Raw genomic sequence first — 24,902 nt, 5'->3', positions numbered from 1 at the left:
GTCTGAAACGACAACGATAAAATTATTGTAAACAGGGGAGTTCATAAGAGATGACAGATTTAACGGGTATCAAGGTAATGGTAGTGGATGACAGTAATACTATCCGCCGTAGTGCCGAGATTTTTCTCGCTCAGTCTGGATGTGAAATTATTCTGGCTAGCGATGGCTTTGATGCAATGGCAAAAATAATTGATCATCACCCCGATATCATTTTTCTTGATATTGTGATGCCACGTCTTGATGGCTATCAAGCCTGCATGCTCATAAAACAAAATCCAAAATATAAAAAGGTACCAGTAGTCATGTTATCCAGCAAAAGCGGGTTATTTGACCGGGCGCGCGGCAGAATGGTGGGCTCGGATGAATATCTGACCAAACCATTTACACGTGAGGCTTTATTGGATACAGTCAAAAAACACACATTTGCCCAACCTGAATTGGTTTGATATTAATATTGGAGATATTGCCGTTTTTCTGGTAGTTTGCCCGATTGATTTTGTTGCGAGATCTCTCTCTTTGTCTTACTTGACAGCCAGTATCTCGAGTAATCGTGAGCGTTGATCCATCATCAGCATGGCACCCCGTTCCCGTTTGTGCGTCTGCTGAAATCCGCTGGTGGTTGCAGCATCGCGAATCACTTACACGGCTGATCCAGGTGCGCTGTCGGCATTTTCGTGTCGAACCTGTTCTCCAGAGACTGGCAACCGCATGCATTGATGAACTGGCATTGATGGGTTTGCGTAGACTGGAGCAAGCGATGGTGCGAGAAGTATATTTGTACAGTGATGAAATGCCAGTTGTTTTCGCACACTCAGTTATCAAAAAGAAACATCTGCAAGGTGCATGGAGAAGTTTGAGCAACCTTGGCAATCAATCACTTGGCAGTATGCTGTTCAGTAATCCCCTGATCCAGCGCACCGCATTTTCTTTTAAAAAACTGAAATCTGGACACCCATTGTATGACCGTGCCTGCCGGAAACTGGAAGCTAGCCCCACCAGCTTATGGGCGAGAAGATCACTTTTTACTCTACAAAGGCAACCCATACTTGTTACAGAGGTTTTTCTACCAAAGATTCATCATCTGGCGCAAAAACAATAATGATGCCAGGTACTCAACTTCGTTTTCTTATTTTATTCTGACACAAGGTTATGACGTTCAGGCAAAAACTGATTCTCTATGCAAGACTGGTGCGTCTGGACAGGCCGATCGGCATTCTGTTGCTGCTATGGCCGACGTTATGGGGGCTATGGTTGGCTGCTGATGGTCTGCCGGATCTCAACGTTCTGTTCATTTTTGTGCTGGGCACGATTCTGATGCGATCCGCCGGTTGCGCGATCAACGATTTTGCTGACCGGCGCATTGATCCGCATGTGGCACGCACGCGAAACCGACCACTGGCAAGTGGCGCAATTCAGCCAAAAGAGGCGCTGCTGGTTGCAGCTGGGTTGAGTTTGTGTGCGTTTGTATTGATACTTCCACTGAATCAGCTCACCATTCTGTTATCAATACCTGCGTTATTGCTGGCAGCCTCTTACCCATTCACCAAGCGTTTCTTTGCAATGCCGCAAGCGTATCTTGGTATTGCTTTCAGTTTCGGCATCCCTATGGCATTTGCAGCGCAGACCAACAGCTTACCCTTTATCATCTGGCCGCTGCTGTTTGCCAACTTGTGCTGGGTAATTGCTTACGATACCGAATACGCAATGGTTGATCGGGAAGATGATCTGAAAATAGGTGTCAAGACATCAGCGATTACGTTGGGGCGTTTTGATGTAGCAGGCATAATGCTGTGTTATGTGGCTTTTCTCAGCCTGCTTGTTTATGTCGGGTTAGAAGCACAGCGCGGCATCTGGTTTTATGCGGCCTTGCTGATGGCATCGGGGTTGGTGCTGCACCAGTATCAATTGATTCGTGACCGTGATCCCTCGAATTGTTTTCGGGCATTTCTAGATAATAACGTGGTGGGAGCAACCGTATTCATTGGCATTGCGCTGGATACAGCATTTGCCTGATTGATCAATATCCAGGGTAATTCATGAAATATCAGGATTTGCGCGATTTTTTGTCACAACTTGAACAACGCGGTGAGCTAAAGCGTGTTGATATTGAAATCGATCCTCGGCTGGAAATGACCGAAATCTGTGATCGTCTGCTGAAGCAGGCCGGTCCAGCGGTTTTGTTCGAACACCCCAAAGGTCACGCCATGCCCGTTCTGGGTAATCTGTTCGGCACTCCGCAACGTGTTGCTCTGGGAATGGGGCAGTCGTCAGTTGCTGCTTTACGGGAAGTCGGCAAACTACTTTCCTACCTCAAGGAACCGGATCCCCCCAAGGGGCTGCGGGATGCCTGGGAAAAATTGCCTATACTGAAACAGGTGATGAATATGGCCCCGAAGGTCATTACCAGCCCGGTTTGCCAGGAAATTGTCTGGGAGGGCGAAGCAGTCGATTTGGCGCGCTTGCCGATTCAAACTTGCTGGCCGGAAGATGCCGCTCCCTTGATAACCTGGGGTTTGACCGTAACCCGTGGCCCACACAAAACTCGTCAAAATCTGGGTATCTACCGTCAACAGGTTATTGCACGCAACAAGGTCATCATGCGCTGGCTGGCACACCGCGGCGGCGCACTCGATTTCCGAGATTTCTGCATGGTAAATCCCGGGCAGCCTTATCCCGTAGCCGTTGCACTGGGCGCCGATCCCGCCACTATTCTCGGAGCAGTGACACCGGTTCCCGATAGTCTCAGTGAATACCAGTTCGCCGGTTTGCTGCGCGGCGCCCGTACCGAAGTGGCGCGCTGTCTGACGCATGATCTGCAGGTGCCAGCAAGTGCGGAAATTGTCCTGGAAGGACACATTTATCCTGATGAGACCGCAGTAGAAGGACCATTTGGTGATCACACCGGCTATTACAATGAGCAGGACACCTTTCCGGTATTGACAATCGAACGCATGACCATGCGCCGTAACCCCATTTATCACTCAACTTACACTGGTAAGCCACCGGATGAGCCGGCGATTCTCGGAGTTGCGCTTAACGAAGTTTTCGTGCCACTGTTGCAGAAACAGTTTAGCGAAATAGCTGATTTCTATCTTCCACCAGAAGGCTGTTCCTACCGGCTGGCAATCGTCAGCATGAAAAAGCAGTATGCTGGCCATGCTAAGCGTGTCATGTTCGGCGTATGGAGTTTTCTGCGTCAGTTTATGTATACCAAATTCATCATCGTTACCGATGATGATATCGACATCCGCGACTGGAAAGAAGTGATCTGGGCAATCACCACCCGCGTTGACCCGGCCAGAGACGCCCTGATTGTCGAAAATACACCGATCGATTACCTTGATTTTGCCAGCCCGATCTCGGGATTGGGTGGCAAGATGGGACTTGATGCTACGCATAAATGGCCGGGCGAAACTACCCGTGAATGGGGGCGAACGATTGCAATGGATGCCGCGGTTAAGACGCGTATTGATGAACTTTGGCAACAGTTGCCATTTTAATATACGACTATAAATTACTTCTTCAGCGATTTTTTATAAACTGACCAGATTTCCGTTCGATTAAAGTGAGGTTTTTTTCACGTTGGTTCCTGTCTTTTTCAGGATGAACATGTCCGCTTCCACCGGATTTAGTGAGTTGGATGAGTGTGGATTGCGTCACATGGTCGCTTCTCAATCCGCCGCTGACGTTCGCAATCGGCCGATGAATGGTTTGATTCGGGTACGGATAATTTTCAGCACACCGCCTGCCGCAGTATGAGCAACATACCGCCGGGCGAGGGCTTGGGGGTGGCACGGCCACCTGCTTGATGAGTTGCGCCAGCCGAAGAATTGACTGTTGGGATGCAAAAAATCGAGGTGGCGAGCGCGATGGTAGCCTTTGAGCAGGATGTGTTGCAGAACAAGGCGCAGGAATGCCGTGCCGTTCAAGGTACGAGCTCTAGTTCTCCTAGTCTGTCCCATTTACGTTTTACTCAAAGGAAGGTCAGCATTAACCACAAAATTGTTTTGAGGACCTGGTGGGTATAGTGCGCTAGCGCACATACTCAATATACGGTTCCTGACATAATTAAAACCGATTCACTGGAGAATTTTCGAGTTTGGTAAATTACTTAAGAGATCTACGCCATGAGACAATATAAATTGCATTTTGCTGCTTTATTTCTTTCTATCCTGATGCTTTCTCTTGTTGGGTGTGCCTCAACACCGGGCCAGTCAGGAACGGGAGAATTTATTGATGATTCTGTCATTACTACCAAAGTCAAAGCAGCTATTTTTAATGAGCCTACATTAAGTGCTTACGAAATAAATGTTGAAACTTACAAAGGTATCGTTCAGCTGAGTGGCTTCGTCAGTTCTCGCGCTGATATCAATAAAGCTATTCAAGTTACGCGCACGGTCAAAGGAGTGAAGTCTGTTAAGGCTGACATGCAAATCAAGTAAAGATAGATTGCGCTTAGACTCCTTGAGGGCACTTTCAAGACCAAAACAGGAAATTGATGTGGTCTATTAGGCCACATCAATCACGTCCGAGTTGATTTACCTGGTCCGGATTCAATTTCGAAGTGCAACGCTTAACGGTGGTTTGGTGTAGCGCACCGTCTTCCCGGAGAATACCTCAAACGGAGTTCTGAATCTAAGCACCTTGCGTGGCAGATGGTTGAGTCTATCCGTCGCCCACTGTACTTGTATCCTGGGTAACCTCAATCAATTCCATCCTCTTGTGGAAATACTGCTGCAGCAACCCATTGCTGTTCTCGTTCAAGCCACGCTTCCATGAATGGTAGGAATGGGCGAAATAGACGTCCGCATTCAGCTCCGCTGCGATGGTTTTATGCTCTAAACTCTTTCTGCAGGCGTTGAGAGCAGGAAAGCGTTTCCTAGTCTCAACGGTGCCATGACAAGCGTAGCCTGATCATTGGTTTGCCGCTCCATCACGTGATGATGCAGGATGAAACGGTGCTGATCTTCCAGGATACATAATACCTCTCTGATTAGAAGGATTCTTCAGCTTACCGCAGCCAGCGTGCTGGGCGAGGCCCGATAGTGGCTCGGCGACGAACAGACGTCAGAGGGAGCGCTTCAAGTTGGAAGCGCCGGTTAAAAACGGTAAACTAACGCACCGAGGTAACAGGTTCCGTATTTTGCGAAATCGAACGTATGATAAGCGCCATCCAGGCTGGTTTTGATGTTGCCCAAAACCGTGTTGATCCAGCTGAATTCTGGCAGATCCTTAGGCTTGTGACCGTCTGCAACGATTGCCCGGTGCGGGCAGCCAGCAAAGAAAGGCACCTTGCTCTTGGAGCCCCGACCTGCCTTGCCGCCAGCCAATTCTCCGCCAAGGTAAGCATCATCCGCGTGGACATTGCCACATAACGTGTACTTGGCACCCCGTTCGACCATCGCCTTCTTCAGCAGAAGCTGATGCTTAGCGACAGGTGGGTGCTTTGGAGCAAGATACTTGCGATCAGAGATATCTGCAACCGGCAGCACTTGCATTGGAAATTCTTGTGTTTTCCTGCCTTAAGCAAGTAATAATTTGCGTTGCCGCAGCCTGGGTAGCTAGATCTTTGCGGCCAACGGGATGCCTCCAATACATCCACGTATTGCTCATCTGTACCAAACTTCACAAGAAATGGAGGTAAGGCAAGCCTGTCTGGAATTGGATGCGGTTCATGGCCATGGCAGTTCCTCTTTGAGGGGTTTGTTTAGGCGATATGCGCTTTATCATAGAAAAAAATCGGGCTTAGCTGAACAATCTTTCTAATCAGGGCATGAAATCCATGATACTTCGCTGCTACAGTATTGAATAATATATTTATTCTTAATATTTCAAACACTTTTTGATGAAAAGTCACAAAGTTGCGTTATAATTTGGTGCATGCAAATTCTATGCCGCAGTAACTCAGTTGATAGACTAGCTGATTCGTAATCAGGACGGCGATGCCTTGATGACGAAGGCAGAAGCTAAGCACGGCAAGGCCTTCGGGCCGCAAGCGGTCTGATGACAAGGTGGTACTACAGACACGGTTTGAACAAGTTTTGATTTTTGCCGGTGTAGCTCAGTTGGTAGAGCAGCGCATTCGTAATGCGAAGGTCGGGGGTTCGACTCCTCTCTCCGGCACCACTTGATGTGAAAAGGCCACCCGCATGGGTGGCCTTTTTGTTTTCTGTCGCCTACAGCGCAAGCGCCGTTTGCTGTCGGTACTCCTCGATGCTGACCGACTCACCGGCAGCGATCCTGTCGTACAAGGGCATGGCTTCGGGCGTCATGCCCTTGGCGAATCCCTTGTCAATGTCGTGCCCCGATGGTCGCATCTTCAGGGTGTAGAACTTGTTGAGGTCCTCGATCAGATTTTTTATGCGGACGCTGTACGGGGAGAACACCTCCGTGACGTTGGCCTTCGACCACTCGGTCTTGCTGAACTAGCACACGGCGTCAACGGCAATGTAATTTTGACCCCTTTTACCGCTTCATCGGCAATTTAAATTTGCCCCCTGGTTAACCATGTAGGGTGGGCACGGTTTTGTGCCCACGCGGATTCTTTACGGTGGTCGCTTATCGGCCGGTAGTCGATTCTATGTGGCATAGCGATTCGTAACGCATTGCGCGCCACAATCGAAACGGTGCGTGTGGCACGTCCTTTCGTCATTGATGCATGGATATTGTTGCCTGACCATTTGCATTACCTGACGGTGATGCTGATTTTTCTACCCTTTGGATGATAATCAAGCGAGCGGTTTCTTTGGCCTGCAGAGAAGATTATCGTCATGCCGACTGGGTGGCTGCATCAAAACTCAGACATCGCGAACCCACTATCTGGCGACGGCTATTCTGGGAACACCAAATTCGTGGTGAAAATGATTTTGTCCGCCATGTCGATTACATTCATTTAACTCTCCAGTTACACTAAGTCCTAAAGTCATCCGCATTCTAACGGCGTGCCCCATAGTATCGGCCTTCGCCAACCTATCAGGATTTCGTTGTGCTGTTCTGTGTTTTAATGATATCAACAGGATTCTGATACACCTCGCGCATCTTGTCGTAGAGCGGGATGGTCGTGCCGTTGATTCGGTTCTGCATCAGCGCATCGAGATCGACATCTGCGACCACCACTTGCTCCATGTTGGTCACACCTTCCGAAGCGATGCCATCGCGCGAAAACGGAAAATCAGACGGCGTCATGATGCAAGCCTGGCCGTAATGCATACCTAGCCCTTCCACCGCAAGGTTTCCCACGGTGCTGGTCATCGCGACGTAGACCTGATTCTCAATGGCGCGCGCATGGGCGCAGTAGCGCACCCGCCAGTAACCCTGGCGGTCGTCGGTGGATGATGGCACGAACAGGATATCTGCGCCCGCCTCGCACACCATCCTCGACAATTCTGGAAACTCGATGTCATAGCAGATCAGGATGCTGACCGCGCCATATTCAGTCTGAAAAAGGTGCAGCTTGCTTCCTGACGAGGTATCCCACTTTTCGCGCTCCCAGCGGGTACGGTGGATTTTGTCCTGCATGAACATCTCGCCTTGCGGTGAGAACATGAATGAGGTGTTGTAGAGCAGGCCGTCGCGCAGGTTGGGGTGGCTGCCAGCGATCAAGTAAAACCCGTATTTCCTGGCCATCTCGGCCATCAGATCCTGATAGCGTGGGGTGAAGTCGTGCATGCGCCGCACAGCAGCCTTGATATTGTTATCCGCATCCATGAATGACAGCAACTGGCTGGTAAAAATCTCCGGCAGCATTACAAAGTTCGGCTTATATTCTGCGGATGCCTTGAGCATGAAGCGAACCTGGTTTTCAAAACCGTCCCAGTCTTTAATTGAACGGAGTAGATACTGCACGGCGGCGATACGGACTTTCACGAAGCTTCTCCTTGCATGATGAGATTAGGTTTCTTTGCATTGTAACGCGGGTTGAGCCAGACGATCAGTGCGGCATAGCCGCGGCTCTCCTGATCTTCCGGTATGTAGCCGACAACGACGCCGCAGTACTGGAATTCTTCGCGCAACTGGAAACTGAGCACCGGATCATGAAGATCGCCCCACACGACCTTCTGCGCATAAAGTTCGGCGGACATCTGGTCAGCATAAAGATGGTAGCCTGGCAAGCGACCGCAAGCCATGATGCGTTTCAGATTGAGCCGACGGCACAGTCGCCGACGCTCGTGATACAGTGCATGCCCTATCCCCGCACCGCGTTTGTGCGGATGTACGAATACTTCGGCGGCATATAGCGTACGACCCTCGGGATTGTGGGTGTTGAAGCTGCCACGGGCGGTGATTTCTTTCCAGGTATGTTCCACCCGCCATTCATCCCACAGCACCACGAACGAACTCGACGCGCCAACCAACTCACCATCGATCTCGGCGATGAACTGCCCCTGAGGAAACACTTCCAACTGATTCAGCAGCAGATCCTCACGCCAGGGCGGGATAGTCGGATAGACGTGCTTCTGCAACTCTATCAACGGAGTTACATCTGCATGGGTGGTATTGCGAATAACAACTTTCCTGCTCATACTGAACTATGATTCGTGTGATTTAACCAATGGCCAGTTTACGCTTTTTTAAACCTAATTGTCGCCAGATTCGGATCACTTTGCGTGTGACAAAGATTGGATTTTTTTGAGGCGCCCTTCACTGTGATTAGCCACCAAATCAAAACCATATAAACTTCAACAGGAGATCAAAACCAATTACAATTTTTGTCGACTTATCTACATCTGCGTAGTACGCTACGCAACAATTTCTACCTGGTCAGTTTCAACCCGGCATTGCTGGTCAATCAGAAGTCAGTGCCAACAAAAATGAACACATTCTTGCCTATAAGTCGTCAAAATATGAACCAAACTACAGAAACTTTAATAAATGCGACTATTAATGGTAAAGCTATAAGCGCTCCGGAGTATTTATCAGTTATTCAGGCGTTATGGCATGCGGGCTATCCGAGGATAAAAAGCGTGGGTTGCCTTGAGGGTGTTTGCGGCACCTGCCGGGTATTGGTGCGCAGGCAAAACTCTCAGAACATTACTACTGAATTAGGTTGTCAGGTACTAATTGAAGAAGGCATGCAGGTTAATTTCCTGGCTTTCCCAACGCCTGCACAACAGCATTACAAACTAGAAGATATCCGTAATTCATGGGAAGTACAGAACAATTTCCATACGATTTTCCCGGAAGCAGAAAATTGTCGGCATTGTGGTGGTTGCAATACAACCTGCCCTAAAGGGATAAATGTCGAAAAAGGCGTGATTCTTGCCGCCAAGGGACGTTTCAGAGAAGCCGGTGATCTTTTCACAGAATGCGTGCTGTGTGATCTTTGCCAAAGTGCATGCCCTGAAAATATTGCCCCGAATCATGTTGGCATTTTTTCTCGTCGAGTCACTGCTCACCTGCATACACGCCCATCAAATTTAATAAATAGGCTTGAGCGACTACGCAAGGGCGAGCTTAAAGTCGTCATCTGATGCTGAGATAAATAATTTATATGACTAACAATATATCTTACCAGGAAGCATTAGCTAACTATAAGGCCGTTGCAGAAAGACCTTTGCCTGAAGTGAACTATGAGGGGTTGCTTGAAAAATATCACCCGGATTATTTCAAAGATGCGTGCGTTCAACTTAAGATTGGTCCGAACAAGGGCGATATTTGCCATATTCAATTAGCCGAGATGTTACAGGCAGATGCACGAATTGATGAGGCCGATCTTGCAGGTGCACAAGTCATTGAAACAGATATATTGATTATTGGCGGTGGTGGTGCCGGGTGTGCCGCCGCGCTAACCGCCGCAGAGACCGGCGCCCGTGTACTTATCGCAACTAAATTACGTTTAGGCGACAGTAATACCGTGATGGCTGAGGGTGGTGTGCAGGTTTCTATAGAAAAAGATGATACGCCACAGCAGCATTATGATGACACGTTGCGTAGTGCAGATAGGTCGGTTGATAAAACACTGGTCGCTGAAATGGTAATGAGTGCGCCTGATGTTATTCGTTGGCTTATCCAGCAAGGAATGCAGTTTGATCTGGATGAATATGGTGATTTGCTTACCCGAAAGGCGGGCGGAACCACGGCCCCTCGAGTGGTCTATTTCAGGGACTACACTGGTCTTGAAATGATGCGAGTGCTAAAGGAGGCGGTGCGCAGCAGTGAAATTGAGGTGCTGGATTATGTGCCTACAGTAGAGTTGCTGTCCGATGAGGATGGTCATTGTACAGGCGCTGTGCTGTCCTCTTTAGAGGACAATCGTTATAAGTTGGTAAAGGCCAAGTCTGTGATCATTGCCACGGGTGGAATAGGTCGTTTGCATTTGAATGGTTTTCCTACATCAAACCACTTCGGCGCGACGGGTGATGGGCTGGTGTTAGCATACAGGTTAGGTGCGAAGCTACGGGATCTTGATTCATTTCAGTATCATCCATCTGGCCTGGCGTATCCGCAGCATTTATCCGGCACGTTAATTACCGAAGGTGTGAGATCTGCCGGTGCATACTTATTAAATGCTCAGGGAGAGCGCTTTGTTGATGAGTTACAGTCGAGAGATAAGGTCGCGGCGGCAATCATGCGTGAATGTGCAGAAGGGCGAGGCGTAGATGCAGGGAATGGTATAAAAGGCATCTGGATTGATACCCCTGGCTTAGAGCTTAAAAATCCAGGTATTTTTAACGCTCGATTTCCTAAACTAATTAAAATAGGCAAAAAGTCCAGCATAGACCCGCGTAAGCAACCATTACTTATTTATCCAACACTTCATTATCAGAATGGTGGCGTTATCATTAACAAGCATGGGCAAACAAATATTCCGGGCTTGTATTGTGTCGGTGAAGTGAGTGGCGGTATTCATGGACGTAATCGCTTAATGGGTAATTCGCTTCTGGAAATAATAAGTTTCGGCCGCAGAGCAGGCATCCATGCTGCCAAATACTCACCAAGGAAGCCTTTTAGAAAAGTCACTATTGAACATTTAAGTCGATTGCGCAGGGAGTTGATGCTTGCTGATATGCCAATGGATCCAAAAGGTCCTATTTTATTCCCAGCTTATGCAAAGTTCGAGACAGATTCAGATTATTCCGGACTACATAAGAATATAAAGAGTAAATGATGGAAAATGTGCTTAATCAGGTTCTGTTGCACAAAAATAGCAGAGTGGGTGCAGACTATATACTCTGGAAAAATAGCTGGGGTGGGCAAGGTTTAAAGAATGCCATGGAGCGTCCTGCTGATATTGTTTCTATGATTAGAGACGCAGGTTTGCTTGGTCTTGGCGGCAGCGGTTTTCCGACACATATAAAATGGCAAGCCATTGCTGATCAGACAAATACGGAAAAGTATTTGATATGTAATGGCAATGAAGACGAGCCAGGTACATTTAAAGATAGAGTGTTATTAGAAGAAACACCGTTTCAGGTGATTGAAGGCGCAACGATTGCCGCGTTAGCCTGTGGTATAAATAATGTTGTTTTTTATATTAATCCTAACCTCAAAACCTGTCATGAAGTTATGCAAAGTGCCTTGGCGAAATGGCTTGCTTCTGAAATTTACCATAATGCTTTACAGCAGGGCTTAAATCTAAAATACACAATAGTTGCCAGTAGCGGACACTATATTGCCGGGGAAGAAACAGCCGCCATTGAATCAGTCGAGGGCAAGTTTCCTTTTCCAAGAGGTAAAGAGCCGCGTCCTACTAGTTCAGGTGTTAATGGGCATCCTACCCTGATTAATAATATAGAAACCTTATGTAACGTCCCGCATATTTTGCGTAACGGTGTGCAATGGTATCGAGATTTAGGTATAGGCGAAGCGAATGGCACGAAAATATATTGCTTGAGTGGTGATGTGCTTTCACCCGGTGTTTATGAATTGCCAATGGGCACACCTTTAACGGAGCTCATATTTAATTATGGGCAGGGTATGTTGGTAGGTAAGGAGCTGAAAGCAGTATTTACCGGCGGCCCATCAAATACCATTCTGACTGAAAAAGATCTGGATGTTAATCTGGATTTTAAATCTGTTTCAGAAAGACGTTCAGCTTTGGGTACAGGTGCAATGATTGTAGTGTCACGTGGTACAGGTATTGTTAAACGCGTGGCGCAGTATGTTGATTTTTTTGCGGCAGAATCATGTGGCCAATGCCCCGCTTGTAAAACGGGTACATACTATATGTCTCAATTGTTGGGTGAAATAGATACGGGCAAAGGTTCAAAGGCCGATCTGGATAGTCTGGTTGATTTATGCAAAATTTTACCGGGAGGCGGGCGCTGTCATTTATTGGATGGTGCTGTAAAAGTTGTAGATAGCTCGCTTTATCATTTTCTGGATGAATATAAAGAGTCATTAAATGATGACTTAAATTAGCCGTGAAATAACGCACAGATACACTCTCGATTTTCTCCCATGACGCAAACTTTCCCGCCGGAAAATTCATCTATTTTGACTAACTTGTTGATTTGTAAGGGTAAAATATTAACTCTGTTCGGGCTGAGTTTGTCGAAGCCCATTTACCTTTTGACAGGCTCAAGGCGAACGGACTTCAAACATAATCTGTCCGAGTCATGTGGGATGGGCACGTTTTTGTACCCACGCAGAATCTAAGCGACGGTGCTGCGACGCCAAGTGTCTGCAAGGTGGCACCTTTCATCGGATTGCCATTGTCCGAATGCAATACCACCTGATCCGGGTTGATGGCTTCCCGTGCGAAAATATCCTGCATTACATCGTGGTGTATACCCACCGCACTTCAAATTTTTGGCACACAAGCGTGACCGATGATTTGGAAGCGATCGGTCAATAGCAAGCGTAGCGAGGCGCGGTGCTGGTCTAGTCCGGCAAAGAAGTTGTCGCACGCTGTTTTGAATTGGCAAAAGGTTTCGTAGTAGCGCCCATACAGTACGGTTTTCTTGAAAAATTTCCAGAACCACTCGATCAAATTGAGGTCCGGCGCACGAGGTAGCAGGAAAACCAGTTCGATTCTGGAATTCGCCAGGTAGCCTTTCATTAACTGGGCATGATAGTAACGGGCGTTTTCATAGATGATATGAATCCGCGCGGCTTTATAAAACGCCTGCATTCCGTCAAGCCAAAAAAACCAAACAAGACTGCGACACAATTGAATTGCGCAGAACTCTTACTTAGTCTTTTTTAACCAACTGTCAGTTACTTTTTTATTATTATTAAATGGCACGGATATGACGAATTCCGTCTGATAAATGCAAACAGCACCAAAGGAGCTAGACCATGAGCACTAGCAATCACGGTAACCCCTGCTGGTATGAACTGGCGACCAGCAAGGGCAATCTAGAACCCGCCACGAACTTCTATAGTGTGATCTTTGGCTGGAAGGTCGAGGATTCGGGGATGATGGACTTCGACTACTACCTGGCTGAATCCGACGGCGACCAGGTCGCCGGCCTGATGGTTATGCCCGACGATGTGGCGAATATGCCACCTTTCTGGTTGATCTATTTCGCCGTCGACGATGCCGATAACTTTGTCGCCGGTGCCAAGGCGGCAGGGGCCAGCGTCCACCGTGCCCCCGAAGATATTCCCGGCACCGGCCGCTTCGCTATACTGGCCGATCCGCAGGGTTCGGCATTTGGCATCCTGCAAACGGACATGAGCACTATGTTGGAGGCGGACTGCGTTAAGGCTGAAGCGGGCCAAGGCGCGTTCAATCAGAACAAGCCCGGTCATGGCAACTGGAACGAGCTGATGTCCACCGACCCCAAAGCGGGATTCACCTTTTATTCCAAGATGTTCGGTTGGACCAAAGGGGAAGCCATGGACATGGGCGACATGGGCTCTTACCAACTGTTCCGCCACAACGATGTGGATATCGGCGGCATGATGACCCTTGGCGAAGCGCCGGTGTCTAACTGGCTACCTTATTTCGGCGTGGGTGGCAGCGTATCGGACAAGATTGAGGCAATCAAAGCCGCAGGCGGCAAAGTACATCACGGCCCTATGGAAGTGCCGGGTGGCGTCTATATCGCTGTCGCCCAGGATCCACAAGGAGCGTGGTTCGCCGTAGTTGGCGCGAGCAAATAACACCGCAAATATCAACTATCCGCGGGTTTCCTGTGCAAGGTTTTATGCATCTGGCGGATGCGTTCCGCCAATTCCGGCACCGGCCCTGCAACTGGTACATTGGGAGCTACAGCGTTTATGGGCAAGGTGTTGACCGGCGCGGCCGGCACGCCCATTTCACGCAACCAGGCACCTAGTTGCTCAGAGGAGCTGGCATACACAATGCGGCCAAGCCCTACCCAGGCATGGGCGGCTGAGCACATTGGGCAGTGCTCTCCAGAGGTATAAACCACTGACTCCGCCCGCTCTTGCACTGTCAGGTTCTGAGCTGCCCAACGAGCGATCGCAAACTCGGGATGCTGAGTATGATCGCCACCGGCAACATGATTGTGATCTTCAAACAACACCTCACCCTGGGCTGATACCAGCACTGAACCAAAAGGCTCATCTCCCTTATTCAGCGCCTGCTCCGCCAGTTCAACCGCGCGCTCAAGAAAATGCATATCAATCTGATTAATCACATGCCACCCTCATCAATTCACAAGAATAAGATCTGAACACAAGGTTCTACTACCACGACAATAACTCACCATTTTGGTGCCAGAAAGAACCCGTATTTTCCAGATTCAACTCTTCGATGCGGGCCGCCAGCCCTTTTGCAGACTCCTCAGGGGTAATCAGCCCACCGAAATTCACCATGCGGGTCTTCACGAAGCCCGGGTGCAACAAGGCAACGGCAATACCCTTCAGCTTCAAGTCGATAGCGAGAGATTTTGCAAACGCATTAAGGGCTGCTTTTGAGGCTCTGTAACCGTAACGGCCACCAGAGTCGTTATCCGCAATTGAACCCATCCGACTGGTTATGTTGGCAATCTTGCCGCCGGAAGGAATATTCGCTATTAACGCTTCCGCCACACGCAATGGCGCATAAGCGTTAATTTCCATCTGTTTGCGAATGGAGTCTAAATCGATGCTGCCCAGCTGCTCGTCTTGTAACAAGCCGGCGTTGTTGATCAGCAGGTCAACGCGCTGGTTCGCCAGCGCAGCAATCATCGCCTGAAGGCCTGCATCCTGGGTAACATCTACGCCCTCAACAACCTTGGCAGCTACATCTTTGAGCTCTGCCGAAGCTTCGCGGCAGACGCCGATAACGTTGCAGCCCGAGCGAGCGTAATGGCGCGCAAGCTCCAGACCGATGCCTCGATTGGCGCCGGTAATCACTACAACATGCTTCTCAGCCATAACCATCTCCTTGTTACCAAATCAGCAAATAAACCAGCAGTTTTGTTAATATTACGATTATTAGAAAGTGACCTAAATAATGGGCCTGATTCATCAAGCCCATGATCAGATTCTTACAGGTAATCATGTATCAATCCACTTACCACAGGATGGATAGGCAAGTGTCGGTCTTTCCTCCCTTTTCCTGATACCTTCATAGCTTTCTACAGGTGGACGTTTTGTACCCTTGACCGGGTTATGGGTAACAGCGTTCTTGTCACATAGATACTTGAACAAAGATGAAATAGAAGCTAATTTGTTCCGAATGATTGACTCGGAAAGATCACGTTTCTTCGGTTCATTCCTGAATTCCTCTGGTTTACAAATCCCAGTAAATTGCATGAAATCACGTAATGCATTTTTGTAAGCGTGTTTTGTATTTTCATTGTCCAGATTCGCATGCCATTCTAACTCAACTGGAATTTCTGACAATTGTTGAAATTTTGCCAGGTCAAGAATTCGAGTTGAGGGGCCCAGGTCGATTGGAAGGTTTTTATTTGAGAAGTCAGATTTATCCAGTTCTCGGATGCCTTGGCCTGCTTTGGTGCCGTCACCAAAATTGGCTGTAGTCACCATTTTACAGTTATCGCCGGACGCAAACCAAAGGAGACTCCCGAGTTCCGGTGGATCAACACTATCCTCGGCAATCTCAAGACCAGCTTGTCGGGTTGTTACCATACTTTCAACTTCCGCAAGTATGCCGCTCGCTATCTTGCCGCCTTCAGTTACCGATTCAACCGGCGTTTTGATCTTTGCTCACTGCACGAACGATTGCTGATCGCCACTGCTTAGACCACTCCGCAGCCCTTGCACTCTATTCGAATGGCTGACGTTCGTTGCTAATCAGGATCTTTTTTAGTTTTGCCATACCAGTTTCAAATTGGATAGGCTTTCTATAAAAACTGCGAGCGATTGCTCAATACCAGCTTACAGTTCATTCGCTTGGCATTTCTAGTAACCCTGCTAAAAAGACTTTGAACAGGTTCTCAGATCGCGGCGAGTCCAGTTTTGATAATCCTGTTCCCAGTCCTGCTTCAAGCGGCTGATTGTCGCAGGCGATAATCCAGGCGCGTCTGTTCCCAGCAGGTGTTTTAAGGTCTCTGTGAAATCTCCTGTTGAAACCCCTCTCAGATACAACCAAGGTATAAATAGATGCTCTTTAATACAACTCGCTGAGTAGGATGAGTTGATGAACGTTGTGAGAGCTTGTCAAAATTCCCGGAACGCGGCAGCTACTCGAAGGAACTGGTCAGCCTTGGCATCAAAGAATACCGCCAGCCGTACCGCGTGATTTACCGCATCATAGGCAGCCAAGTCATCATCTATCTGATTGCTGACGGGTATCGTGACAGGCAATCAGTATTGGCGAAAAGACTGCTGGGCGCATAGTCGATCTGCTAGTACTGGCTACAATTCTCATGACTTTGAACCAGTGCGTGCCAGTCCGGTGTACACATATTCTCGACGCTATGTCCGATTTGTCCAGCTACGCTGTAGTACCATAGAGAGCGTTATTTTTGAACGCCTACAACGAGGAGGTGCAGCATGACTACGCCAAAGCAAATGCAAGCCATTGTTTACGGTGGACCGGGTGTTAAATCATTGAAAAGCGTGCCCACACCAGAAATCTTGCAACCGACCGATGCGGTTGTAAAAATCGTTAAAACCACTATTTGCGGAACAGATCTGCATATTCTTAAAGGAGATGTCCCAGCAGTGACATCGGGGCGTATTTTGGGTCACGAAGGAGTAGGTATTGTTGAAGAAGTCGGTAGCGCAGTGAGTCGCTTTAAGAAAGGCGACCGCGTGCTGATTTCTTGCGTCACCTCTTGTGGTAAATGTGCTTATTGTAAACAGCAGCTTTTTGCACATTGTGAGGATGGTGGATGGATTCTGGGGCACTTAATTGATGGTACTCAGGCAGAATATGTACGCACCCCACATGCTGATAACAGCCTGTATCATGTCCCTAAAGGCGTAGATGAAGAAGCACTGGTGATGCTTAGTGATATTTTGCCGACCGGTTTCGAAATCGGTGTGCTGTATGGCGCAGTGAAACCTGGTGATACCGTGGCGATTATTGGCTCAGGCCCCATTGGAATGGCGGCATTGTTAACGGCGCAGTTTTACTCACCCGCGCGATTAGTAATGGTGGATGTGGATGATTCACGCCTGGCCATGGCGAAGAAATTTGGTGCAACAGATGTGATTAACAGCGCCAAAAGTGATGCCGCAGCCGAGTTGATGACGATGACTAAAGACGGTGTTGATGTCGTCATTGAAGCGGTGGGTATCCCGGAAACCTTTGATATTTGCCAAAATGTGGTACGACCTGGCGGGCATATTGCTAATGTGGGCGTACACGGTACCAGTGTGGATTTGCAGCTACAGGAGCTATGGATTAAGAACATTACGTTAACCACTGGTTTAGTGAATACCAATACCACACCAATGCTGATGAAGACCCTTGAATCGGGTAAATTAAAACCGGCAGAGCTGATCACCCATCGCTTCCCATTTAGCGATTTTATGCGCGCCTATGAGGTGTTCAGTAATGCGAGTAAAGAAAAAGCGCTAAAAATTATTGTTGATAATAGTTAAAGCCGAGATCGAAAGGGAGTTTATTTGACCAAGACTCAGCGCGGGGCTTACATTGCACCAACTGCGCCCATGGGAACTGATAGCCTTTTTCTGTAAGCGGTGCGGAGCTATCCCTCGTGCGATGGATGGCGCATGGTGCAGCTGTACATCTATTTAGTGTTTGCCAGAAAACCTCATTTTTTTTACGAGAGAGCTGTCTGCTTTTTAAGCAGCGCGAGTGAAATGCTGTGCAGCGATTGGCATAGAAAAGCTTCTGACTGGATTTTTTCGACAAGCATCACAAAAAAAACAGGTTTTTTGTCTCTCGAATTCGTCACATAGGGTTGTGTATTGCGCTAAATGTGTTATGGCTAAGGTTTAATCAAAACAAAGGAGATGGTATGACGGATCAGAATGCAACTAACACGAATGAGAAACCGAAATATCCGACAAGTTTTGGTCTTTTTTATCCCGTCGGCTATCTGGTCGCTGCATTCCAGAACCATGAAGACGCACAAAAGGTAGAGCAGGACATGAAGACTGGCGGGTATGAGCCAGACGACTGTGTTTATTTCCCATGCGAAGAAGTGACAGAAGTCGCAACGGAAAATCTCGACGCAAATACGGGCTTTCTTCCACGCTTAGGTTGGGCTGATGAAGCCATTAAAATTCATTTGGAAGCAGCAAAGAAGGGTGGATCCTTTCTTGTGATTTATGCTCCCGACAAACTCACGTCTGATCGCGCTATGAATGTTATCCGACGTGTGCCCTTTAAGTTTGTACACAGATACCACCGGCTTGCTATCGAAATATTGAAGTAAGGCTCTAGGTATACGGGTCAGCCTCGCTGAATAAACAGCCACCGACTTTAGCCGGTGGGTTACGGACTGAAAGCCTGGATACGCGTCGACTAAACGACGCGTTTTTATTCCGGCTCAATTTTAAAAATATCGTTTGGATTTGGTTCAAAATCATGCTCCAGGTATTGTTTGATCATATCCCTGTCATCTAACCTACAGTCGCGTAAAAGCACCCTCGCGCCCAAAAACGCCTTCCCCAATACTTCTTCAGGTGAAGAAACTCTTTAACCAGATAGCTCGATGTCCGTCCTTTTATCCGCTTCATGATCTCGCTCGGCGCCATCTTCAGAGGACAACTCATCGGTATATGCACATGATCCTTACTCACATACACCCTGTCTTCTATTGCCAGGCAATGCGTCCATGTTGGTCGGCGAGATCAGAATATTCCTGCGGCTTGCCGCAAATCGGGCGCTACTAGCAATTGCCGCCTCCACAAACCAAATCGTGATATCACCCAGTCGCCGCAATCCGTTGTTATACTCGTGCCAGTTCGTCATTTTATAGCGAGATTTTTCGATCTTATGACGACGGCTTTTGTTGTTTTTATAGGGCATTGGTTTCTCTGCAGGCAAAATTCTCAGCATTACGCCTGACAGGTTATATTTTCGCTGCCAGCCCCGATTTATTCAAGAACGCCTAACTTAAAATGATGACATTTCAGCTCATCTGAAATATACGTTTTTGCGCTTAATGCGACAGAACTCAGAGCTGCGAGTCAATCACAATCCAGACTGATGAGGACTAGTATGAAATTATATTATGCACCGGGCGCCTGCTCTCTGGCTCCTCACATCGCGCTGCGCGAAGCAGGTCTTAGCTTTGAACTGGAGAAAGTCGATCTCGCCAGTAAGCAGACCGAAAACGGCGAAGACTACACCAAGGTGAATCCAAATGGCTATGTACCAACCCTTAAGCTCGACAACGGAGAGATTCTGAGCGAAGTCGCCGTGCTGTTGCAGTACATCGCCGATGAAAAACCGAATTCTAAATTAGCGCCAAAGTTGGGCAGCATGGAGCGTTATCGGTTGATGGAATGGCTAAATTTCATCGCAACGGAGATTCACAAAACACTGGGCGCACTTTTTAATCCGAGAATTACGCCAGAGTGGAAGGATTCTCAGCTTGCCGTCTTTGCCAAGCGCTGTGATTCTTTGGCCGAGCAGCTTGATGACAAGCAGTATTTGCTGGGTGACTCATTCACCATTGCGGATGCGTACCTGTTTACGGCACTGAGTTGGACCAGGTTTCACAAGGTTGATATGAGCAAGTGGCCGACACTCATGGATTATATGACCCGAGTCGCTGAGCGCCCAGCGGTCACAGAAGCCATGCAGAAGGAAGGGCTGATACACTAGTCCGAGCACAAGCGATAGGTTATCAATTACTCACCTTCCTTGGCTAAGGGTAAATGGGCTTACTTGTATCGCACTGTTGATACATTTGGCGATACGATTTAAAAATGTCTCCTAACGGCAATTAAAAATTGCCCCCCCCTGAATTAAGCTGGTCATTTTTTCTACGAGGGGACTGCTATTGTTAACACAGGAGATACTGGCACAGGGTTATCAGGGCAAGATACGGATGTTGAGCAGCTGTATGGCTTGTTTGAAACCACGAGTAAAGCCAGATCCAGTGGTACGTTTCGAAACCGCACCTGGCCAGCAAATGCAGGCGGACTTCACCACGATCCATCGTGGGCGAGAAACACTCAAAGCTACGGTTTTATGCTAAAAATTTCTGTTCTTACCGCACTAAAACCAAGAGAAAAGTATTATATCTCTCGCGTAGCGTCAAACATGAAGACGTGTATGAAAGACGGGCTACTCTCGGACTAATCGGTGAGAGTGCCGTTATCGGTACTGATGGCCTCGCGTAATAAATCGGATAAACGAATCACCCCTAGCAGACGGTGCTGCCCGTCGACAACCGGGATGTCTTCAACACGACGGTCCAGGTGCTGCTGGAACAGGTCATGCTGATACAGAATGTCGTCGATATCCTCATCGGTTCCGGCACACATCACCTGATCGTCCATATGGTCGGCAACGGTGCCTATAGTGATCCGCTCGATCAGTTCACGCAGGCTGAGTGTGGGGTGCAGCTTGGCCAACAGAAGGGTCGCCACGTGCCAGAAGCCCAAGTGCCCGCGGACTTTCCCTTCGGTGTCTAGAACAAACAGATCGCGTCCTTCGGGGTCGTCCAGCAGCAAGCGTGCGGCGTGCTTAAGACTGCAGTCGCCAGTGACGGTCAATGCCTTGGCCGGATGAGCTTTGAGCCATTCGCTGGTCTTCATGTCGACTCCTTCATCTTGGTGGTTTTAGCAAGCTGACCGAGTTCACCTGCCCGCGACAGCCCAAAGCGTGTGGCCACTGCACCAAAGGTTTCGGTCAGCAACGTGGTGGCGGTGACGATATTAATGATCAGCAGCGCGGAATCCTCAAGGCTTGGCACTCCGGTGAGCATCAGTGCCATGCCGATGGCCACACCACCCTGAGGCAGCATAATCAGACCCACATTATGGCTGATCACTCGTGGCGCACCAGCGAGTTGCGCGCCGATCATCGCACCGATAATTTGCCCGCCCGCTCTGAGCAGAAAATACAATACAATCAGTCCTGCATGACTGGACACCACCGCAGGCGCGAAATGCAACCCGGCGAGAGTGAAGAACAGCACATATACCACTTCCTGAAGCTGCTCAAGTGGCCGGAATAAAGGCTCGGGATGCTTGCCAGCGAACATTCGGGCGGAAAAGCCAAGCACCGTCGCAGCTAGCAACGGTGAAAAATGCCAGGCGTTAGCCAGCCCGGTGAGCAGGATGATGACACCCAGCAGGGCCGCCAGCTTTAACTCCTGTTCTGGCAGGTAGCGAGCGCCGCGCTCTAACACATAGCCGCCAGCCATGCCCAGGCCGATTGCCGCAACGATTTCCCAGATAACGACTGGAATCGCGTCGGCGAAGCCGGTGCTTTCAATAGCTGCCAGTACTAGTGAGAAAATCACCAGCGCCAGCGCATCGTCAAGCGCGACCATGACCAGCAACGCGGTGGTGAGTGGGCCGCGGGCCCGATATTGGTGAATTATGGCCATAATAGCGCCGGGAGCGGTGGTGGTCGCAATCGCGGCAAGCAGCAAGGCCAGCGTCCAGGCAGGCACATCGGCTACGGTTGTGCCCAATAGCGTAAAGCCCACCAACACGGCCACAAAGCTACCGCTGACCTTGCCCAGTGTGGCGCTGACGATCATCCAGCCGAGTTGGCGCAACTGCGCAACGGTGGCAGCGCCGCCGATCAGGTAAGCGATGATTCCGAGGGTAACGGCAACAACCGATTGGGTCCATTCGGTGGCTTCAGCCCCTAACGGGCCGCCCAGAAAATCTGGCGCAAACAGTACGCCTGCGAGTATATACCCAACCACGCGGGGCACATGAAAGAGGTGGCTGCCCAGTACGCCGAGTATCAGCCCGGAGATCACCAGCAAGCCGATCAGCAGGATTTCTACGTAACCCCCATCATCTTGAGCTGTTGAATATCATGTTAATTTTCAATTGGTTATTGTCAATACTACCAGTAATCTAGCGAGCGCACCATTGCTGATGCGCTCATTTCAGAAGCTGCCGATGTCGAAGGTGAAATGGTTTAATACAATAGGACACTTCTAAAGATAGTTTTATAAGGCTATGTAACAATTAATTATTGAATTCCGGTTCAACCTGGACACGCATTCCACGGCAAACTGGACAGCCATTCCAGAGCAAACTGGACACTGATTCCACGTCAAACTGGACAGTGAAATTAGAGACGTAGCGGTACGCGGGATAACCGTGGCAACCTCGGAGATTTTTTCCGGGGGACCACATGGCCAACAACAGGTTATCCATGCGCAAAATTACAGAAACACTCCGGCTGCATTTCGAATGCGGTCGCTCTAACCGGGAAATTTCCCGCGCCATCGGCGCGTCGCCGACCACTGTTTGCGATTATCTTCGCCGTGCCAAGGCCGCTGGCCTGAGCTATCCGCTACCCGAAGGTATGGGTGATCTGGCACTCGAACGGCGGCTGTTCCCGCCAGTTGTGCCTTCTGATATTGTTCGGTCCGAGCCGGACTGGGTCTGGGCGCATCGCGAAATGCGCAAGAAGAGCGTTACGCTGGAGTTGCTGTGGCAGGAATATAAAGCGGCACACCCTGACGGTTACCAATACAGCTGGTTCTGCGAACGCTGCCGGCAATGGGTGGGCAAGCTGTCGGTCACCATGCGGCAAACGCACACGCCAGGCGATAAGCTGTTCGTCGATTATGCCGGGCAGACCTTGCAGATTATTGACGGGCTGACGGGGGAAGTCAGGTATGCGCAACTCTTTGTTGCCGTACTCGGCGCATCCAACTACACCTTTGCTGAAGCCACCTGGACACAGCAGCTGCCCGATTGGATCGGCTCCCATGTGCGCGCCTTCGAGTTCATCGGGGGCGTGCCGGACATCCTGGTGCCAGACAACCTCAAGTCAGGCGTCAAGCATCCCTCCTATTACGATCCGGAGTTGAACCCGACTTACCGCGACTTGGCCACGCACTATGGCGTGACGGTTCTACCGGCACGCGCTCGCCGTCCGCGCGACAAGGCCAAGGTGGAGAATGGCGTGCTGGTGGTCGAACGCTGGATACTGGCACGGCTGCGCAACCAGCATTTCTTCAGTCTGGAAGAGGCCAACCGCGCCATATCGGCATTGCTGGCCGACTTGAACCAGCGCCCATTCAAGAAACTGCCCGGTTGCCGCCACCGCGCGTTCGTCGAGTTCGACTGCCCGGCACTCAAAGCATTGCCGGCGGATCGCTACCAATTCGCCGAATGGAAGATCGCTCGTGTCGGCATTGACTATCACGTTGAGATCGCAGGCCACTATTACTCGGCGCCGTACCGGTTCGCTCGTCAGGAAGTGGATGTGCGCTTCACTGCAACGACGGTTGAAATATTCCATCGCGGCAGCCGCATCGCCGCACATGCCAGAAGTTTGCTCAAAGGGCGGCACACCACCATCGATGCGCATATGACACCGGCGCATCAGCAAGTGGCGGGTTGGAATGCCAAACGCCTGCTCGACTGGGCGCAGAAGGTAGGGCCTGACACACGCGCGACGGTGGAGATCATGTTGGGGCAGCGCAAGCACCCGCAACAAAGTTACCGCGCCTGTCTGGGCGTGCTGCGCATGGGTCGCGATTACAGCAATCAGAGGTTGGAAGCCGCCTGCACTCGCGCGCTTGCCCTGAACGCGGCCAACTACCGCAGTGTCAGCTCCATCCTCAAGAATGGGCTGGATAAACAAATCCAGACGGAAGCCGCGCAAACCACCTTGCCGCTCACGCACAGCACGGTGCGCGGCCCCGAGTATTACCACTAACCACAACCCACCAAGGAGAAACGGCATGTTGAATCACCCCACCTACCAGCAACTCAACCAACTGCGCCTGTTCGGCATGGCAAAGGCGCTGAACGAACAGCAGCGATTGCCCGAACTTGACCGCATGTCGTTCGAGGAACGTCTCGGCCTGTTGGTCGAACGCGAGGCCAGCGAACGCGCATCCATGCAGACCACGGCACGATTGCGCCGCGCCAGGCTGAAACATGCGGCCACGCCGGAAGATGTCGATTACCGCGTGGCGCGCGGCCTGGATCGAATCTTGTTCAACCGGCTGCTGGCAGGCTCATGGATCAAAGAGCACCAGAACGTGTTGATCACGGGGCTGACCGGACTGGGTAAAACCTGGCTGGCCTGTGCTTTGACCAATCAGGCGTGCCGGCTGGGCTATTCGTCTCTGTATGTGCGCGTGCCGCGTCTGTTCGAGGAATTGGCCGTTGCGCATGGCGACGGGCGTTATGTGAAATTCATCACGCAGCTCGCCAAGGTCGATGTTCTGCTGCTGGACGATTGGGGCGTGGCGATGCTGACGGATTCCGCGCGGCGCGATTTGTTGGAAATACTGGATGACCGCTATAACCAGCGCTCGACCATCGTCACCAGTCAGTTGAAGGTGGACGACTGGCATGAATCAATCGGCGATCCCATCCTGGCGGATGCCATTCTGGATCGGCTCGTGCATAACGCACATAAACTGGATCTGTCCGGCGAGTCGATCAGAAAGAGCAAAAGAGAT

General features: G+C 49.8%; 24 protein-coding genes, 1 tRNA gene and 9 pseudogenes. 19 read left to right on the top strand and 15 right to left on the bottom strand.

Features of this window, described 5'->3' with window-relative positions; translation table 11 throughout:
* The first annotated feature begins 50 nt into the window (after nt 1-50).
* The 4 genes from NSMM_RS02940 (at nt 51) to ubiD (ending at nt 3,500) form a co-directional block, all read left to right on the top strand.
* Nucleotides 51-446 (top strand): response regulator, encoded by a 396-nt coding sequence (locus tag NSMM_RS02940; RefSeq protein ID WP_090284451.1) that lies wholly within the window; start codon nt 51-53, stop codon nt 444-446.
* 104 nt (nt 447-550) lie between these two features.
* Complete coding sequence (locus NSMM_RS02935) at nt 551-1,099, top strand: chorismate--pyruvate lyase family protein (RefSeq protein ID WP_090284449.1); 549 nt, start codon at nt 551-553, stop codon at nt 1,097-1,099.
* A 50-nt stretch (nt 1,100-1,149) separates the two neighbouring features.
* The gene (gene ubiA / locus NSMM_RS02930; protein ID WP_090284447.1) at nt 1,150-2,013 is read left to right on the top strand and encodes a 4-hydroxybenzoate octaprenyltransferase; all 864 of its coding nucleotides are present in this window, start codon (nt 1,150-1,152) and stop codon (nt 2,011-2,013) included.
* A gap of 23 nt (nt 2,014-2,036) precedes the next feature.
* A complete protein-coding gene (gene ubiD, locus NSMM_RS02925; protein ID WP_090284445.1) occupies nt 2,037-3,500 on the top strand; it encodes a 4-hydroxy-3-polyprenylbenzoate decarboxylase in 1,464 nt (487 codons plus the stop codon).
* Between the two features lie 171 nt (nt 3,501-3,671).
* On the opposite strand, the pseudogene NSMM_RS02920 reads toward ubiD, so the two are convergent.
* A pseudogene (locus tag NSMM_RS02920) lies at nt 3,672-3,956 on the bottom strand (transposase); the annotation flags it as partial.
* A gap of 171 nt (nt 3,957-4,127) precedes the next feature.
* Here NSMM_RS02920 and NSMM_RS02915 point away from each other — a divergent pair.
* Complete coding sequence (locus NSMM_RS02915) at nt 4,128-4,442, top strand: BON domain-containing protein (protein WP_090284440.1); 315 nt, start codon at nt 4,128-4,130, stop codon at nt 4,440-4,442.
* 111 nt (nt 4,443-4,553) lie between these two features.
* On the opposite strand, the pseudogene NSMM_RS16950 reads toward NSMM_RS02915, so the two are convergent.
* Both NSMM_RS16950 and NSMM_RS02910 read right to left on the bottom strand, forming a co-directional pair.
* Nucleotides 4,554-4,851: pseudogene (locus NSMM_RS16950) on the bottom strand (transposase); the annotation flags it as partial.
* A gap of 160 nt (nt 4,852-5,011) precedes the next feature.
* Nucleotides 5,012-5,682: pseudogene (locus NSMM_RS02910) on the bottom strand (IS1595 family transposase).
* A 368-nt stretch (nt 5,683-6,050) separates the two neighbouring features.
* Between NSMM_RS02910 and NSMM_RS02905 the strand changes: the two are divergent.
* Nucleotides 6,051-6,126, top strand: a tRNA-Thr gene (locus NSMM_RS02905).
* Between the two features lie 50 nt (nt 6,127-6,176).
* Here NSMM_RS02905 and NSMM_RS02900 read toward each other — a convergent pair.
* From NSMM_RS02900 to NSMM_RS02885, 3 genes are all read right to left on the bottom strand, one after another.
* The gene (locus NSMM_RS02900; protein ID WP_090284438.1) at nt 6,177-6,386 is read right to left on the bottom strand and encodes a hypothetical protein; all 210 of its coding nucleotides are present in this window, start codon (nt 6,384-6,386) and stop codon (nt 6,177-6,179) included.
* A 586-nt stretch (nt 6,387-6,972) separates the two neighbouring features.
* Complete coding sequence (locus NSMM_RS02890; RefSeq protein WP_090284436.1) at nt 6,973-7,866, bottom strand: carbon-nitrogen hydrolase family protein; 894 nt, start codon at nt 7,864-7,866, stop codon at nt 6,973-6,975.
* Nucleotides 7,863-8,522: a GNAT family N-acetyltransferase gene (locus NSMM_RS02885; protein ID WP_090284434.1), complete on the bottom strand. Its 660-nt coding sequence runs from the start codon at nt 8,520-8,522 to the stop codon at nt 7,863-7,865. The genes NSMM_RS02890 and NSMM_RS02885 overlap by 4 nt, the downstream gene beginning before the upstream one ends.
* A 186-nt stretch (nt 8,523-8,708) precedes the next feature.
* Between NSMM_RS02885 and NSMM_RS02880 the strand changes: the two genes are divergently transcribed.
* The 3 genes from NSMM_RS02880 to NSMM_RS02870 are packed head-to-tail and all read left to right on the top strand — an operon-like array spanning nt 8,709 to nt 12,360.
* Complete coding sequence (locus NSMM_RS02880; protein WP_218120987.1) at nt 8,709-9,470, top strand: 2Fe-2S iron-sulfur cluster-binding protein; 762 nt, start codon at nt 8,709-8,711, stop codon at nt 9,468-9,470.
* A gap of 20 nt (nt 9,471-9,490) precedes the next feature.
* On the top strand, nt 9,491-11,107 hold the full coding sequence (locus NSMM_RS02875; protein WP_090284432.1) for an FAD-dependent oxidoreductase: 1,617 nt from the start codon (nt 9,491-9,493) through the stop codon (nt 11,105-11,107).
* Entirely contained in the window at nt 11,104-12,360 is a 1,257-nt protein-coding gene (locus NSMM_RS02870; protein ID WP_218120986.1) for an NADH-ubiquinone oxidoreductase-F iron-sulfur binding region domain-containing protein, read from the top strand. The genes NSMM_RS02875 and NSMM_RS02870 overlap by 4 nt, the downstream gene beginning before the upstream one ends.
* A gap of 175 nt (nt 12,361-12,535) precedes the next feature.
* Here NSMM_RS02870 and NSMM_RS15955 read toward each other — a convergent pair whose 3' ends face one another.
* A complete protein-coding gene (locus NSMM_RS15955; protein ID WP_090284430.1) occupies nt 12,536-12,715 on the bottom strand; it encodes a hypothetical protein in 180 nt (59 codons plus the stop codon).
* A 27-nt stretch (nt 12,716-12,742) separates the two neighbouring features.
* Nucleotides 12,743-13,072: a transposase gene (locus NSMM_RS02860; RefSeq protein WP_090284428.1), complete on the bottom strand. Its 330-nt coding sequence runs from the start codon at nt 13,070-13,072 to the stop codon at nt 12,743-12,745.
* Between the two features lie 167 nt (nt 13,073-13,239).
* Here NSMM_RS02860 and NSMM_RS02855 point away from each other — a divergent pair, with 167 nt between their 5' ends.
* Complete coding sequence (locus NSMM_RS02855) at nt 13,240-14,049, top strand: VOC family protein (protein ID WP_090284426.1); 810 nt, start codon at nt 13,240-13,242, stop codon at nt 14,047-14,049.
* Between the two features lie 11 nt (nt 14,050-14,060).
* Here the strand turns inward: NSMM_RS02855 and NSMM_RS02850 are convergent, their stop codons facing one another.
* Nucleotides 14,061-14,549: a nucleoside deaminase gene (locus tag NSMM_RS02850; protein WP_090284424.1), complete on the bottom strand. Its 489-nt coding sequence runs from the start codon at nt 14,547-14,549 to the stop codon at nt 14,061-14,063.
* 49 nt (nt 14,550-14,598) lie between these two features.
* A complete protein-coding gene (locus NSMM_RS02845) occupies nt 14,599-15,270 on the bottom strand; it encodes an SDR family oxidoreductase (RefSeq protein WP_090284422.1) in 672 nt (223 codons plus the stop codon).
* A gap of 561 nt (nt 15,271-15,831) precedes the next feature.
* On the opposite strand from NSMM_RS02845, the pseudogene NSMM_RS02835 reads away from it, so the two are divergent.
* Nucleotides 15,832-16,101: pseudogene (locus NSMM_RS02835) on the top strand (transposase); the annotation flags it as partial.
* Between the two features lie 102 nt (nt 16,102-16,203).
* Nucleotides 16,204-16,287 (top strand): annotated as a pseudogene (locus tag NSMM_RS15040) (IS5/IS1182 family transposase); the annotation flags it as partial.
* Nucleotides 16,288-16,296: 9 nt separating this feature from the next.
* On the opposite strand, the pseudogene NSMM_RS15035 reads toward NSMM_RS15040, so the two are convergent.
* Nucleotides 16,297-16,455 (bottom strand): annotated as a pseudogene (locus NSMM_RS15035) (IS256 family transposase); the annotation flags it as partial.
* 54 nt (nt 16,456-16,509) lie between these two features.
* Between NSMM_RS15035 and NSMM_RS02830 the strand changes: the two are divergent.
* From NSMM_RS02830 to NSMM_RS02815, 3 genes and pseudogenes are all read left to right on the top strand, one after another.
* Nucleotides 16,510-16,698, top strand: a pseudogene (locus tag NSMM_RS02830) (type II toxin-antitoxin system RelE/ParE family toxin); the annotation flags it as partial.
* Between the two features lie 156 nt (nt 16,699-16,854).
* A complete protein-coding gene (locus tag NSMM_RS02825; protein WP_218120985.1) occupies nt 16,855-17,910 on the top strand; it encodes a zinc-dependent alcohol dehydrogenase family protein in 1,056 nt (351 codons plus the stop codon).
* A gap of 380 nt (nt 17,911-18,290) precedes the next feature.
* Nucleotides 18,291-18,710 (top strand): hypothetical protein, encoded by a 420-nt coding sequence (locus NSMM_RS02815; protein ID WP_090284416.1) that lies wholly within the window; start codon nt 18,291-18,293, stop codon nt 18,708-18,710.
* Between the two features lie 104 nt (nt 18,711-18,814).
* Here NSMM_RS02815 and tnpA read toward each other — a convergent pair.
* Both tnpA and NSMM_RS02805 read right to left on the bottom strand, forming a co-directional pair.
* A pseudogene (gene tnpA / locus NSMM_RS02810) lies at nt 18,815-19,104 on the bottom strand (IS200/IS605 family transposase); the annotation flags it as partial.
* Nucleotides 19,070-19,306 (bottom strand): hypothetical protein, encoded by a 237-nt coding sequence (locus tag NSMM_RS02805; RefSeq protein WP_143001836.1) that lies wholly within the window; start codon nt 19,304-19,306, stop codon nt 19,070-19,072. The pseudogene tnpA and the gene NSMM_RS02805, both read right to left, overlap by 35 nt.
* A 192-nt stretch (nt 19,307-19,498) precedes the next feature.
* Here NSMM_RS02805 and gstA point away from each other — a divergent pair, with 192 nt between their 5' ends.
* Both gstA and NSMM_RS16365 read left to right on the top strand, forming a co-directional pair.
* Complete coding sequence (gene gstA, locus NSMM_RS02800; RefSeq protein ID WP_090284412.1) at nt 19,499-20,107, top strand: glutathione transferase GstA; 609 nt, start codon at nt 19,499-19,501, stop codon at nt 20,105-20,107.
* A gap of 175 nt (nt 20,108-20,282) precedes the next feature.
* Nucleotides 20,283-20,474: pseudogene (locus NSMM_RS16365) on the top strand (IS21 family transposase); the annotation flags it as partial.
* Nucleotides 20,475-20,583: 109 nt separating this feature from the next.
* On the opposite strand, the gene NSMM_RS02795 reads toward NSMM_RS16365, so the two are convergent.
* Together NSMM_RS02795 and NSMM_RS02790 are read right to left on the bottom strand one after the other, a co-directional pair.
* Nucleotides 20,584-21,045 carry a CBS domain-containing protein gene (locus tag NSMM_RS02795; RefSeq protein WP_090284410.1) on the bottom strand — a complete coding sequence of 154 codons (462 nt, stop codon included), beginning with the start codon at nt 21,043-21,045 and terminating at the stop codon, nt 20,584-20,586.
* Complete coding sequence (locus tag NSMM_RS02790; RefSeq protein ID WP_245654661.1) at nt 21,042-22,226, bottom strand: cation:proton antiporter; 1,185 nt, start codon at nt 22,224-22,226, stop codon at nt 21,042-21,044. Before NSMM_RS02790 ends, NSMM_RS02795 begins: the two co-directional genes overlap by 4 nt.
* A 383-nt stretch (nt 22,227-22,609) precedes the next feature.
* On the opposite strand from NSMM_RS02790, the gene istA reads away from it, so the two are divergent.
* Both istA and istB read left to right on the top strand, forming a co-directional pair.
* Entirely contained in the window at nt 22,610-24,148 is a 1,539-nt protein-coding gene (gene istA, locus NSMM_RS02785) for an IS21 family transposase (protein ID WP_090284407.1), read from the top strand.
* Nucleotides 24,149-24,173: 25 nt separating this feature from the next.
* On the top strand, nt 24,174-24,902 hold a 729-nt coding region (gene istB / locus NSMM_RS02780), incomplete at its 3' end, for an IS21-like element helper ATPase IstB (RefSeq protein ID WP_143001835.1).

Origin of the sequence: Nitrosomonas mobilis (genome assembly GCF_900103035.1) — a bacterium.
Taxonomy (GTDB): Bacteria; Pseudomonadota; Gammaproteobacteria; order Burkholderiales; family Nitrosomonadaceae; genus Nitrosomonas; species Nitrosomonas mobilis.
Note: the sequence above shows the minus strand (reverse complement) of the source record. Positions and strands in the feature narration are given on the sequence as shown.